We start from the raw sequence: 13,576 nt of genomic DNA on the forward strand, positions 1-13,576 counted from the left end.
GTCGATAATGTTTCGGACGAATCTGCCGAACCACTTGCAGGAAAAGGAAGACCGTATAAATGAGTGAGAGCCAGGGACCCGCGACGATGAACGTCGAGCAGCTCCGCGGGTGGCTCCGCGACTGGGTGGTTACCGTGACCGGCCTGTCCCCGGACGAGGTCACGGACACCAAGCCGATGGAGAATTTCGGCCTCTCCTCCCGCGATGCGGTCGTTCTTTCCGGTGAGCTGGAGAACCTGCTGGGTATGCAGCTCGACGCCACCATCGCGTACGAGTACCCGACGATCCAGGCCCTGGCACAGAGGCTTATCGACGGCGAACCCACCGCCCGTTCCCGGCCGCGCATCCGCCACACCGGCACCGCGCGCACTCCCGCCACCCACGACATCGCGATTGTCGGCATGGCGGGCCGTTTCCCGGGGGCCGGGGACCTGGACGCCTACTGGTCCATGCTCGTGGAGGGCCGGGACGGGACGGGCGAGCTGCCCATTGGCCGCTGGACGGAGTACGCGGGCGAAGAGGTCATGACCGCGAAGATGGCGGAGCAGCCGCTGACCGGCGGTTACCTGCCGGACCTGGCGAGCTTCGACGCCGAGTTCTTCGGCCTTTCACCGCTGGAAGCCGCGAACATGGACCCGCAGCAGCGCATCATGCTCGAGGTGTCGTGGGAGGCCCTGGAGAACGCGCACATCGCGCCGAACACCCTGCGGGGCGAGTCGGTGGGCGTCTACATCGGCTCCTCCAACAATGACTATGGCATGCTCATCACCGCCGACCCGGCGGAGGCGCACCCCTATGCGCTGACGGGTACGGCCAGCTCGATCATCCCGAATCGTATTTCCTATGCCTTCGATTTCCGGGGGCCCTCCGTCAGCGTCGACACCGCCTGCTCCTCCTCGCTGGTCGCCGTGCACCACGCGGTGCGTGCCCTGCGGGAGGGCGACGCCGACGTCGCCCTGGCCGGTGGCGTGAACATCCTGGCCTCCCCGTTCGTCACTACCGCCTTCGGTGAGCTGGGTGTGCTCAGCCCTTCCGGCCACATCCACGCCTTCTCCGATGACGCAGACGGTTTCATCCGTTCCGACGGCGCCGGGGTTGTCGTGCTCAAGCGCGTGGCGGATGCGCTGGCCGACGGCGATGAGATCCGCGCCGTCATCAAGGGTTCCGCCGTCAACTCCGACGGGCACTCCAACGGCCTGACCGCGCCCAACCCGGAAGCCCAGATCGATGTCCTGGCCCGCGCCTACGCCGACGCCGACGTCGATCCGAACGACGTCGACTACGTCGAGGCCCACGGCACCGGCACCATCCTCGGTGACCCCATCGAGGCCACCGCGCTGGGTGCCGTCCTCGGCGAGGGGCGCGAACTCTCCCGCCCGACGCTGCTGGGCTCGGTGAAATCCAACATCGGCCACTCCGAGTCCGCGGCGGGTGCCGCCGGCCTGATCAAGGTCGTGCAGGCCATCGGCCAGGGGGTCATCCCGCCGTCGCTGCACTACGTCGGCCCGAACCGCTACATCGACTTCGATGCTGAGCGCCTCGAGGTCGTGGAGGACCCGCGCGAGTGGCCCGAGTACTCCGGCCGCAAGGTCGCCGGTGTCTCCGGTTTCGGTTTCGGCGGCACCAACGCCCACGTCGTCGTCTCCTCCTTCGACGCCGCCGACTACGAGGCAGCGCCCACCCGTCAAGCACAGCTGCCCGGCGAGGGAGCATTGCTGCCGGTGAGTGGATTGCTGCCGTCGCGGCGTCGACAAGCAGCCGCCGACCTGGCTGATTTCCTCCAGGAGCGTGACGACGCAGACCTCATCCCCCTCGCCCGCTCCCTGGCACGCCGCAACCACGGCCGCTCCCGCGCTGTGGTCACCGCAGCAACCGTGGAGGAGGCCGTCAAGCGCCTGCGCCAGGTCGCCGAGGGCAAGGTCTCGGTGGGTATCACCGCCGCCGACTCGCCCGCCGCGGTGGGCCCCGTCTTCGTGTACTCCGGATTCGGCTCCCAGCACCGCCTCATGGCGAAGGAACTGGTGGCCGCCTCCCCGGCGTTTAGCACCCGCCTGGCAGAACTCGACGAGCGCGTCCAGTTCGAATCCGGCTGGTCGATCCTGGACATCATCGGCGATGACGAGCAGACCTACGACACCGAGACCGCCCAGGTGGCCATCACCGCCATCCAGATCGCCCTGACCGACCTGCTCGCCTCCTTCGGCGCGAAGCCGGCCGCCGTCATGGGTATGTCCATGGGTGAGATCGCCGCGGCTTACGCCGCCGGTGGCCTCAGCGCCGACGACGCCATGCAGATCGCCTGCCACCGTGCCCGCCTCATGGGCGAAGGCGAGAAGTCCCTGCCGGAGGACCAGCTCGGCGCCATGGCCGTGGTGGAGCTGTCCACCGAGGCGCTGGAGGAACTCAACGCGCAGGAGACCTTCGCCGACATCGAGCCGGCCGTCTACGCCGGTCCCGGCATGACCACCGTGGGTGGGCCGCGGGAGCAGGTGACGGCGCTCGTCGAGAAGCTTGAGGGTGAGGGCAAGTTCGCCCGCCTGCTCAACGTCAAGGGCGCCGGCCACACCTCCGCGGTGGAGCCGCTGCTCGGTGAACTCGGATTCGAGACCGCTGGCATCAGTGCCACCCCGCTGCACACCCCGCTGATCAGTTCCGTCGACCGAGGTGTTATCCACCAGCCGGGGGAGACGGTCCACGACACCGACTATTGGCTGCGCATGACGCGCCAGTCCGTCTACTTCCAGGACGCCACCGAGGCGGCCTTCGCCCACGGCCACACCACCCTCGTGGAGATCGCCCCCAACCCTGTCGCCATCATGGGCATGATGAACACCGCGTTTTCCGTCGGCAAACCGGATGCGCAGCTGCTGTTCGCCCTCAAGCGCAAGGTCAGCGAAGTCGAGGCCCTGCGGGATCTGTTGGCCAAGCTCTATGTCGCCGGCGCGCCGATCGACTTCACGGCCGTCTACGGTCCCGGCGAGCTCCTGGCTGCCCCGCACATCACGTGGAAGCACCAACCTTTCTGGACCAATGCCCGTCCCGCGAGCAACCGCACCGGTGGCCTGCCGGGCCAGCGCGTGACCCTGCCCAACGGTGTCATCGCCTTTACGACGACCGCCGACCTCGTCCCCTCCGCCCTCGCCCTGCTGGAGCGCGCCGCGGAGACGGTCGAGCCGAAGGCCCAGCTCATCGCCGCCGAGGAACACCACATGCTGCCCGTCAACGGGGAGATCACCACCGTGGTCGACCGTGGCATCGGCGGGCTGAGCATCACGGTCCACAGCGTCAGTGACACCGGCGCGACCACCCTGCTGGCCGAAGGTTTCGCCACCGCCCTCGCGCTGGGGGCCCCCGCGGCTGTGCCGGGTGTGCAGGCCCCGCAGGCGGCCGAGGATGCCCCCGGCTACGCGCCGCTGTCCGATCCGCTGGAAGTCGATGAGATCCGCTGGGATCCGACCTCCGGGGAGAGCGTCGAGGAACGCCTCAAGGCGATCGTGTCGGAGTCCATGGGCTATGACGTCGATGACCTGCCGCGCGAGCTGCCGCTCATCGATCTGGGCCTCGATTCGCTGATGGGCATGCGCATCAAGAACCGCGTGGAGAATGATTTCCAGATCCCGCCGCTGCAGGTGCAGGCGCTTCGCGACGCCTCAGTCGCCGACGTCGTCCGCATCGTCGAGGAGGCCGTCGCCGCCCAGTCCGGCACCACCCCGCTCATCGAACCGGTCATGTCCGTTGAGGCGGTGGAAGAGGCTCAGGAAGATGTCCGCGAGGAACCACAGGGTGTGGGTGTGGCTCCGCGTGACGCCGCCGAGCGTATGGTCTTCGGCACCTGGGCGAGCATCACCGGCAAGGCGCCGGCGGGTGTGACGAGCCGGTTGGCGTCGATAAGCGAGGACGTGGCACGGCAGATCGCGGAACGTCTCTCCGATCGCGTCGGCGCCGAGATTGACCCGGCCCTGGTCGCCGAGGTGGACACCCTGGAACCCCTGGCCAACGTCGTCCGCGACGCCCTGGAGACCGAGGTCGAGGGCAACATCCGCGTCCTGCGCGCCCGCCCCGAAGGTTCCACGAAGCCGAGCGTGTTCATGTTCCACCCGGCCGGTGGCTCCTCCGTGGTGTTCCTGCCGCTGGCCCGCCGCCTACCCGAGGACGTTCCCGTCTACGGCGTCGAACGCCTGGAAGGCACCCTCGAGGAGCGCGCCGCCGCCTACATCGACGAGATCCGTGAATACTCCGACGGCCGTCCCGTCGTCCTCGGCGGATGGTCCTTCGGCGGCGCCCTGGCGTATGAGGTCGCGGCCCAGCTCAAGGACACCGACGTGAAGGTCGCCTACATCGCGCTGCTCGACACGGTGCAGCCCTCCGAACCGATCCCGGACACGATGGAGGAGACCAAAGCCCGCTGGCAGCGCTACAGCGACTTCGCCAAGAAGACCTACGGCCTGGAATTCCCCGTGCCCTTCGAGCTGCTGGAAACCGCCGGTGAGGAAGCCATGCTCGGCATGCTCGAGCAGTTCCTGGCCACCACCGACGCCTCCGAGCACGGCCTGGCCGCCGGTGTCCTGGAACACCAGCGCGCCAGCTTCGTGGACAACCGCATCCTGGACAAACTCGATTTCGCCCGCTGGGCGGAGGTCAAGCTGCCGGTGCTGCTCTTCCGCGCCGAAGGCATGCACGAGGGTGCCATCGAGCTGGAGCCGCGCTACGCCCACATTGACCCCGACGGTGGGTGGTCAGCTATCGTGGACGACCTTGACATCGTCCAGCTCAAGGGCGATCACCTCGCAGTGCCCGACGAGCCGGCCATCGGCGTCGTCGGCGCGCACATGGCCAAGCGGATTAATGAATTGGAGTGATCTGTGACTGACCTGTCTACCGCCGACAAGCTCGCGGATCTGCGGGCACGCCTCGACCGGGCACGTGACCCGGGTAGTGAGCGTGCCCGCGCCAAGCGCGATGAGGCCGGACACACCACCCCCCGTGAGCGCATCGCGGCGCTTCTCGACGAAGGCTCCTTCGTCGAGATCGGCGCCCTGGCGAAAACCCCCGGGGTGGAGGACGCGGTCTACTCCGACGGCGTGGTCACCGGTTATGGGCGTATCGACGGCCGACCCGTCTGCATCTACGCCCACGACAAAACCGTCTACGGTGGCTCCGTCGGCGAGACCTTCGGCCGCAAGGTCGTCGAGGTCATGGAGATGGCCATCAAGATCGGCTGCCCGATCATCGGTATCCAGGATTCCGGTGGCGCCCGCATCCAGGATGCGGTGACGTCGCTGGCCATGTACTCGGAGATCTCCCGCCGCCAGCTGCCCCTGTCGGGCCGTAGCCCGCAGATCTCCATCATGCTGGGCAAATCCGCCGGCGGTGCCGTCTATGCCCCGGTGACCACCGACTTTGTCATCGCTGTCGAGGGGCAGACGGAAATGTATGTCACCGGCCCGGCCGTCATCCGCGAGGTCACCGGCGAGGATGTCACCTCCGCGGAGCTCGGCGGCGCCCGCCAGCAAGAACTCAACGGCAATATCTCCGCCGTGCTGCCCAGCGAGGAAGACGCCTTCGACTTCGTCCGGGACCTGCTCGATCACCTGCCACTGACCTGCCATGATCCGGCCCCGGTCTTCGCCGCCCCCGCGGACGAGGACGTCGCGCAGACCCCGGAGCTCGACCTGTTCATGCCGGATGACTCCAATGCCGGCTACGACATGTCGGACCTTCTGCCCCTGCTGGGTGACGACGAGAACCTCGTGGAGATCCAGGCGAATTACGCCCCCAACCTCATCACTGCATTCGGGCGTATCGACGGCCGCGCCGTCGGCTTCCTCGCCAACAACCCCATGCACTTCGCCGGTTGCATCGACGCCGACGCCGCCGACAAGGGCGCACGTTTCATCCGCATCTGCGACGCCTACAACATCCCGCTCGTGTTCGTGGTGGACACCCCGGGTTACTTGCCGGGTGTGGAGCAGGAGAAGGCCGGCCTGATCCACCGCGGCGCCAAGCTGGCGTTCGCTCTGGTGGAGGCGACGGTACCGAAGATCACGCTCATCGTCCGCAAGGCCTATGGCGGTGCCTACGCCGTGATGGGGTCGAAGAACCTCACCGGTGACATCAACCTGGCGTGGCCGACCGCCCAGATCGCCGTCATGGGTTCTGCGGCCGCCGTGGTGATGATCCAGGGCAAGCAGCTGGCCGCGGCCCCGCCGGAGCAGCGCGACTACCTGAAGAAGATCTTCATGGACTTCTACGACGAGAACATGACCAGCCCCTACGTCGCCGCCGAGCGTGGCTACCTCGACGCGATGATCCAGCCGAGCGCCACCCGCCTGGCGCTGCGGCAGGCGGTGCGCCAGCTGGAGACGAAGGTCGAGGAAGACCTGCCGAAGAAGCACACCATCATGCCGATGTAGCCCGTTATGTAACGGAACGGTCACTGTGGAACGATGTATGAGTTGTATCTGCTTTATAACCCTCTGAAGGAGTCTCCATGCTGAGCATCGCCGCAGACCTTGCCACCGATATCCTCGGTCTGATCTTCATGATCTTCAACCAGCTCGCCCACGCCGCTGGCTAAAAGCGTCTGGTACCGCCCTGTCACCTCTTATGTGGCAGGGCGGTTTTTCATGCGGGCCACCGCGCGCCAGCCAAGAAGCAGCAGGCCGGACATCACGGTGGCGACGAGGATGAAGGACCAGTGGGGGATATCGCCGTTGCGGAAGGCCCAGATGCCCAGGCCCACGACCACGGTGACCACCCAGGTCATGAGGCCGGCGGGGAACAAGCGGTGTCCGTCGAGTTTGAGGCCCGCGATGAGTGCCCAGGACACCAGCACACCGAGGAGGAAGGGCCACCACGTGGACAGCCAGCCCGCGAAGTTCAACGGCATCTCGTCGGTCTGGTGGGCGATGCGCGCGAGGAGGGCGAAAACGGCGATGGCGACGATATCGGCGATAAGCGAGGTGGAGCGTTTCATGCCTTCCACACTAATCCGCGGCGCGCGTAGACCAGGAAGTAGACCACCCAGCCCACGGCGGTGATGAGCGCAAAAGACACGAGCCGGTAGATGAGCGCGGCGCCGGTGGCGTCGACGGCGGTCATGCCGGAGGCGACGAGGGTGGCGATGATCGCTGCTTCCACCGTCCCCAATCCGCCCGGGGTGACTTGGGCGGAGCCGGCGATCTTGGCGGTGGTGTAGGCGAGGAGGACACCGGCCACGGCGGGTGCCTGATCGCTGATGGCCCACACGCACAGGTAGAGGGTGGCCACGTCGAGCGCCCGGTTGAGCAGCGACCAGCCGGAGATGAGGGCGAATTGTCCCGGGTGCAGCCGGACGGAGTCGAGCTGGTGGATGGTGCCGGTGAAACGCCCCCGCGTCCACGCATTGAGGGTGTCAGGGTTGTTGGACGCCCAGTACACGACCCCCGAGAGCAGGGTCATCGCCGCGAGGGTGAGCAGCAGTGAGCGCACATTGACGTCTGCGCCGAGGAAGAAGACACCGGCGATACCGATGAGCACCAGCCACATGGTCGACACCGCGGAGGAGAGGATGAGGAACCAGCCGCACAGCACACGCGACGCCCCCCAGGAGCGCTGCACCTGATAGGTGAGCACCGCGGAGAACGCCGGGCCGCCCGGCAGGGTCGTGGACCAGGAGTTGGAGGCCAGGGTGACGGCGGTGGTGTCACGCAGGGGAATGCGGGTGCCGCCGGCGGAAAGAAGCAGGCGCATGACCTCCGCCATCGCCACAATCGAGACCCCGGCGGTGAGCACCGCTGCCCCCACCGCCCAGGGGGAGGCCTCGCGCAGGCGGCGTGCGCCATCGCCCAGGAAGGGCATCTGGTCGCGGAAGGCGAAGGCCAAGACGATGAGGATGGCCAGTGGGGCCAGCCACCGCACCCAGCGCCACATGCTACTTCTCAAGCTGCTTCGGCCCGCTGTCCGCCTGCAGGCGGGCCATCAACTCGCTGAAGGGGATGAGTTCGGTGTCCTCGGCAGTCGTGCGGCCACCGCGGGCGGCCTCGTCATCGGCGACGACGACGGCGTCGTCGAGAAGCAACTCTCCCGAGGGCGCCGGCACCGGCGGGACATCCTCACTGTGTCCCATCTTCTCGTAAGCGCGCTTGACGAAGGCCGGCGCCCACCAGTTGTCCTCACGCAACAGGTGCATGACGGCGGGAACGAGCATCATGCGGATGATGGTGGCGTCGATAGCCAAGGCAAAAATCATGCCGAAGGCGATGTACTTCATCATGACGATCTCGGAGAAACCGAAGGCACCCGCGACGACAATCATGATGAGCGCCGCGGCGGTGATGATCGAACCCGTTTGCGCTGTGCCGTAACGGATGGCGTCATCGGTGGATTGCCCGCGATCGCGCGCCTCCACCATGCGGGAAACGAGGAAGACCTCGTAGTCTGTCGATAGGCCGTAAACGATCGCGACAATGAGCACCAGGACAGGCGACATGAGCGGGCCCGGCGTGAAGTCGAAGAGACCGGCGCCGACACCGCCGACGAACATGGCGGTGAGAATGCCCAGCGTGGCACCCAGGCCGAGGATCGTCATGATGATCGCCTTCGCCGGCAGGATGAGCGATCCGAAGACCAGAGCCATGAGGATGAACGTGGCCACCACGATGTAGAGCGCCATCCACGGCAGCTTGTCCATGAGCGCCTCGATGGATTCGATCTCCATGGCGGGGGTGCCACCGATGTGGACGTCCACGCCTTCCGGAACGTCGAGGGCGCGGAGTTGATCAACCACACTCGAGTTGAGGTCACGGTCCTCGATGCCCGCCGAGAGCACGGTCGTGGCGTCGACGGTGCCGTGATCCGGGGTGAAAGGCGCACTCAGGCCATCAATATCGCGCAGCTGCACGAAGATATCCACCAGTTGCTGCTCAGAGGCATCGGAGACCACCAACTTGACCGGCTCGGTGCGAAACGCCGGGAAGGTGTCGTTGAAGTCATCCTGGGCGACGCGGACGTTATTGCTGGGCGGCAGGTAGGTCTCGTTGATGCCACCGAACTTCACGCCCGCCAGCGGCAGCGTCAGTGCGATGAGCAGACCCGCCACAGCGACGGTGACGAGCTTGGCGTGCTTCATTGCCCACCCCGGCACCCGGAACCAGATGGTGTCCTCCAGGCGGCGGGCGGTGCGCTTGGTGCGGCGCACGGTCCATCTATCGATGTTGCGGCCCAGCATGCCGAACAGGGCGGGCAGCACCGTCACGGACAGCAGAGCCGCCAGGCCCACCGCGGAGATCGCGCCGTAGGCCACGGACTTGAGGAAGGCCTGCGGGAAGACCAGCAGCCCCGACAGCGCCACGGCCACCATCGCGGCAGAGAACACCACCGTTTTGCCGGCGGTGGCGGTGGTGGTGCCCACCGCGTCCTCCACTGTTGCCCCTTTGTCCAGCTCCTCGCGGAAACGCGAGACCATGAACAGGCCGTAGTCGATGGCCAGGCCCAGGCCCAGCAGCGTCACCACCGACTGGGCGAACACGTTGACCTGGGTCAGGCCCGCCAGCACGGAAAGCACGCCGAGGGATCCGGCGATGGAGAGGATGCCCACGATCAGCGGCATGAGTGCCGCCACCGCAGAACCGAAGACGAACAGCAGCAGGATCGCCACCACGGGCAGGGCGATGACCTCGGCGCGGACGATGTCGCCGGCCATGCCGTCGTCGAGGGCGTCGGCGACGGCGGTGGCACCGGCGACGCGGATGTCGACGGGGAGGGAGTCGTCGATAAGCGAGTCCTCGATGGCGCGGAAGTCCCGGAGCGTTTGCTCACCATCGCCGCGCAGGCCGATGGCGGCGAAGGCGCGGGTGCCGTCGCCGTTGATCAGCTGCGCGTTGCGGGTATCGAAATAGCTGGTGACGTGCGCAATCTCATCCGGATACTCCGCCTTGAGATCCTCCAGGTGAGAGGCGATCGCGCCGAAGGTGGTCGGATCGTTGAGCGAGCGGTCCGTCGACTCGAAAAGCAGGATGACGTCGCCGGAGTTGTCGCGGCCGAATACCTCCTGCTCGATGTGCGCGGCGGCCGTGGAACTGGAACCCGGGTCGTCCCACCCCTCCTGGCTCATGCGCTCGGCCAGCTGGGTGCCGAAGATGGCGTATACCGCCAGGATCGCCGCGATGACGATCAGCGGCACCAGGCGCCGGTGGCGGAAGGAGAAATGTCCCCACTTCTCGAACATGAGCCCTCCTAGTGGTTGCGGCCGGCAAGCAGCGCCGACAGTGGGCGGAAGGGCTGCAGCCAGGCGCCTTCGTCGGGCAGCTGGTCGAGGCTGATACGCGGCAGCGGCTCACGGAACACGCCGCTGATCTCCTCGAGATCGATGAACTCGATCGTGTCGGAGGCAACCGCCCAGGAGGCGTGCTCGTGGAAACCGATGACGGTGACGGGGAGGCCGGCGTCGATAAGCTCGTCGATGGTCTCCTTGAAGTTCTGGCCGTCCGCGGAGGCGACGACCAGGCCGCGGAGCACGCCTTCTGCGTGACGACGCCGAATATGCGCCAGCATGTCCGGATCAACATCGGAGTCCTCGTCCGTCTTCGGCTTGGCGAACACCGCGAAACCGACGTTGCGCAGCGCCTCCACCCAGGGGCGGACGACATCCGCGCCACCGGGGGTGACGTTGGTGAACACGGTGGCCTCGGCCTCGACGTGGCTGCCCGTCTCGTGGGAGAGCTTGCCCGCGCGGGCCAGCAGCCAGCGGCCGATGGCGTCGAAACGTGGGCGGTGGACGGCGGTGGGGCGGCCGCCGAGGATGGCACCCAACCCCATGTCGAGGTTAGGTGCATCCCAGACGAGGAGAAGATTCTCCGGGCCGGGAGCGTCCTGGGCTCCGTAGTGGTGGGTGGATTCGTGAAGATCGCTCACGGTGGGACTCTTTTCGGTTTTAGGAATTAAGGGGTGCGCTGCCAGAGGAACTCGGTGATCGTGTGGTCCTTGTCCAGGCCCTTGCCCTCGAACTTGGTGATCACCTGGCGATCGACCAGCTGCGGGCACTCCGGCCACGGCCAACCCTGGTATTTCAGGAGCGGCTCGGCGTCGACGAGTTCGGAGATCCACGCGGCGTAATCGGCGTGGTCGGTGGCCACGTGCAGGACGCCGCCCGGCTTGAGGCGGGTGGCGATGAGGTGCAGCGTGCCGCTCTGGATGATGCGGCGCTTGTGGTGGCGGGCCTTCGGCCACGGGTCGGGGAAGAAAATGCGCACACCGTCCAGGGATTCCTCGGGCAGCATGCGGGCGAGAACTTCCACGCCGTCACCGCGGACCATCCGGATGTTGTCGATGCCGCCGCGGACGATCGAGCCGAGCAGCTTCGCCAGGCCGGGGCGATAAAGCTCGACGGCGATGATGTTGGTGTCTGCCTCCAGCGGGGCCATCGCGGCGGTGGAGGTGCCGGTGCCGGAGCCGATCTCCAGGATCGTGGGGGCGCCGCTGCGGCCGAACCATTCCTCGATATCGATGCGCTCATCTGCGAGGACACGGCCCAGGCGGGGCCAGTGTTCCTCCCAGGTGCGCTCCTGGTTCTCGGTCAGGGTGCCCCGGCGGAAGCCGACCGATCCCAGGCGCGGGTAGTCGCGTCCGTCGTCGCCGAAATCGGTCTGCAGGGGGCGGCGGTTCTCTTCGGAAAAATCAGTAATAGACATCTCACATATTCTCCCTTTGCGATGCACAAACTTCAATTCCTTCCCCAGGTTGCGCAGGCGTGCGCGGCGGGTGATCATGGGCGCACTGACATCGGGGGGAGGGCAGGTGGAGACTCCGGACATATTCATCCGCGCCGCCGACTGGGCGCATGCGCGGGATTTCGGGTGCCCGGCAGGCATCAGCCTGCGGCGCGTGCTGCTGGAACTGACCGGCCCGCCACGGGTCGGCGCCTGCACGCTCGATGGTCCCGTCGCGCTGCCCGACTGGCCGGTGCGGGAGGTCACCGTCACGTGGCCGGTGCTCAGCCGCGGCGTGGACCTGGTGTTTCTCATCCACCCCGGCCCACTCACGGCCGCCATTCGCTCACGCGTCGCGGCCGGGCCGCAGGTGGTGCGGGTGGTGCCGCAGCTGCCGGCTACTTTCCCCGACGTCCCGCTTATCGACGCCCGCCGCACCCTCCTCCGCGGCGAACTCCACGCCCTGGCCACCCGCTACCCGCACCTCGCGGCCGAGCTGCTGGCGATCGCCGGGCCCGCTGCCGCCGCCACCCGCCGCCCCCGCCTCGCGGTGATCAGCCCCGGCCCGGTCGACGTGGACCTGCCCGGCTGCGAGGTGGTGGCCGGGGACCCGCACGTCGACGCCGTCGTTGCACTCGCCCCGCCCGGCGGCTGGACCCCGGCCGATCACCCCACCCTGCTCGATGCCGCCCGCCGCGCCGGGCGCCTCATCTCCACCGCCCCGCTGCCCGCCGACATCCCCGGCACCGTGCTCCGCCCCGGACAGCCGCTTATCGACGCCGTCCACCTAGCCCTCCGCCACCCCGCCGCCCTGCCCGACCCGCGGCCCGGCGCCTGGCTGCGGGCGGTCGACCTGCTGCACCGCCGACGCCCGGCTCCCGGGCCCGCGCCCTTCCCCTGGGAGGTGGCCGCCCAGGCCGTGGTCTTCGGGGCTCTCGCCGGATTGGCCGCTGGCCGTGCCGGCCTCGGCATCGCCCTGTGTGCGGCGGTGACGGTGGCGGGGATGCGGTGGTGGACGGGGCGTCGAGAAGCACACCGGGCGTGGATCCGCGAGGAAGCCGCCCGCCACCCCCGCACACCCCAAGCCGCGTGGGTGCGGCGCCAACTGGCGAAGGAGATCTAAATGTTCCATGGACTTGAGGGACTCGACGGGGCCGGCGACCTACGCCTCGACCTCGGTGATGACCAGTACCTTCTCGAGGGGGTGCCCGGAGACTCCGTCACCCTCGCGGACGCCGGGGGGAGCACCGTGTACGCCGACCTCGACGGCGACGGGCTCATCGACCACATCTCCACCACCCACGCCGACGGCGGCTACGACATCTTCACCGCCGATCCCCACCGCGCTGCCTGGGGACTGCCGCCCGCAGAGAATCCGCCCGCCGGGAAAAACCAGAGCTGGGGATTGACCCCCGAGGCCACCCCCGAAAGTGTGGGCGCCAGGCCAGGGGTATCCCCGGAAAAAGCCGGGTGGCACTGGATCGACGGGGGATAAAAGGCGCGGTTATGACATGTGACACTGCTCGCTTGTCCGGTGAGCCTGCCGCGGCCGCGTTTAAATGGATACCCTGTAAAGAGGAAACTCTGCCGAGTGACGCAAACGTCAGGAGAACATATGACCACCGAGATCAAGGGCCTCGTCGGCCCGGCCCCGACCGATAACGAGAAGCTCCTCTCCTGGATCGCAGAGGCAGTGGAGCTGTTCCAGCCGGAGGCGGTCGTCTTCGCTGACGGCTCCCAGGAGGAGTGGGACCGCCTCACCGCGGAACTGGTCGAGGCAGGCACCCTCATCAAGCTGAACGAGGAGAAGCGACCCAACAGCTTCCTCGCCCGTTCCAACCCGGACGACGTCGCCCGCGTCGAGTCCCGCACCTTCATCTGCTCCGAGA

Annotated in this window: 9 protein-coding genes and 1 pseudogene; 5 read left to right on the top strand and 5 right to left on the bottom strand. The window is 67.5% G+C overall.

The genetic code is table 11. From position 1 onward, the window contains the following. Positions 1-59: 59 nt before the first annotated feature. Both Q4G50_RS04865 and Q4G50_RS04870 read left to right on the top strand, forming a co-directional pair. The gene (locus tag Q4G50_RS04865) at positions 60-4,859 is read left to right on the top strand and encodes a type I polyketide synthase (protein WP_303376519.1); all 4,800 of its coding nucleotides are present in this window, start codon (positions 60-62) and stop codon (positions 4,857-4,859) included. Between the two features lie 3 nt (positions 4,860-4,862). Further along, positions 4,863-6,413: an acyl-CoA carboxylase subunit beta gene (locus tag Q4G50_RS04870; RefSeq protein ID WP_303376520.1), complete on the top strand. Its 1,551-nt coding sequence runs from the start codon at positions 4,863-4,865 to the stop codon at positions 6,411-6,413. 191 nt (positions 6,414-6,604) lie between these two features. Here the strand turns inward: Q4G50_RS04870 and Q4G50_RS04875 are convergent, their stop codons facing one another. The 5 genes from Q4G50_RS04875 to trmB are packed head-to-tail and all read right to left on the bottom strand — an operon-like array spanning position 6,605 to position 11,669. Continuing rightward, the gene (locus tag Q4G50_RS04875; RefSeq protein ID WP_303376521.1) at positions 6,605-6,976 is read right to left on the bottom strand and encodes a DUF3054 domain-containing protein; all 372 of its coding nucleotides are present in this window, start codon (positions 6,974-6,976) and stop codon (positions 6,605-6,607) included. Beyond that, positions 6,973-7,911, bottom strand: a complete 939-nt coding sequence (locus Q4G50_RS04880; RefSeq protein ID WP_303376522.1) for a YbhN family protein — start codon at positions 7,909-7,911, stop codon at positions 6,973-6,975. The genes Q4G50_RS04875 and Q4G50_RS04880 overlap by 4 nt, the downstream gene beginning before the upstream one ends. 1 nt (position 7,912) lies before the next feature. Then, on the bottom strand, positions 7,913-10,207 hold the full coding sequence (locus tag Q4G50_RS04885) for an MMPL family transporter (protein ID WP_303376523.1): 2,295 nt from the start codon (positions 10,205-10,207) through the stop codon (positions 7,913-7,915). 8 nt (positions 10,208-10,215) lie between these two features. Continuing rightward, positions 10,216-10,893 (bottom strand): NYN domain-containing protein, encoded by a 678-nt coding sequence (locus Q4G50_RS04890; RefSeq protein ID WP_303376524.1) that lies wholly within the window; start codon positions 10,891-10,893, stop codon positions 10,216-10,218. Positions 10,894-10,919: 26 nt separating this feature from the next. Next, positions 10,920-11,669, bottom strand: coding sequence for a tRNA (guanosine(46)-N7)-methyltransferase TrmB (gene trmB / locus Q4G50_RS04895; protein WP_303376525.1), 750 nt, complete (start codon positions 11,667-11,669; stop codon positions 10,920-10,922). A gap of 76 nt (positions 11,670-11,745) precedes the next feature. Here trmB and Q4G50_RS04900 point away from each other — a divergent pair, with 76 nt between their 5' ends. The 3 genes and pseudogenes from Q4G50_RS04900 to Q4G50_RS04910 all read left to right on the top strand — a co-directional run. Then, positions 11,746-12,810 carry a hypothetical protein gene (locus tag Q4G50_RS04900; RefSeq protein WP_303376526.1) on the top strand — a complete coding sequence of 355 codons (1,065 nt, stop codon included), beginning with the start codon at positions 11,746-11,748 and terminating at the stop codon, positions 12,808-12,810. Further along, positions 12,811-13,182, top strand: coding sequence for a hypothetical protein (locus Q4G50_RS04905; protein WP_303376527.1), 372 nt, complete (start codon positions 12,811-12,813; stop codon positions 13,180-13,182). It begins immediately after the preceding gene. 120 nt (positions 13,183-13,302) lie between these two features. Next, positions 13,303-13,576: pseudogene (locus Q4G50_RS04910) on the top strand (phosphoenolpyruvate carboxykinase); the annotation flags it as partial.

Source organism: Corynebacterium sp., from assembly GCF_030538285.1.
In the GTDB taxonomy this organism is placed as follows: domain Bacteria; phylum Actinomycetota; class Actinomycetes; order Mycobacteriales; family Mycobacteriaceae; genus Corynebacterium.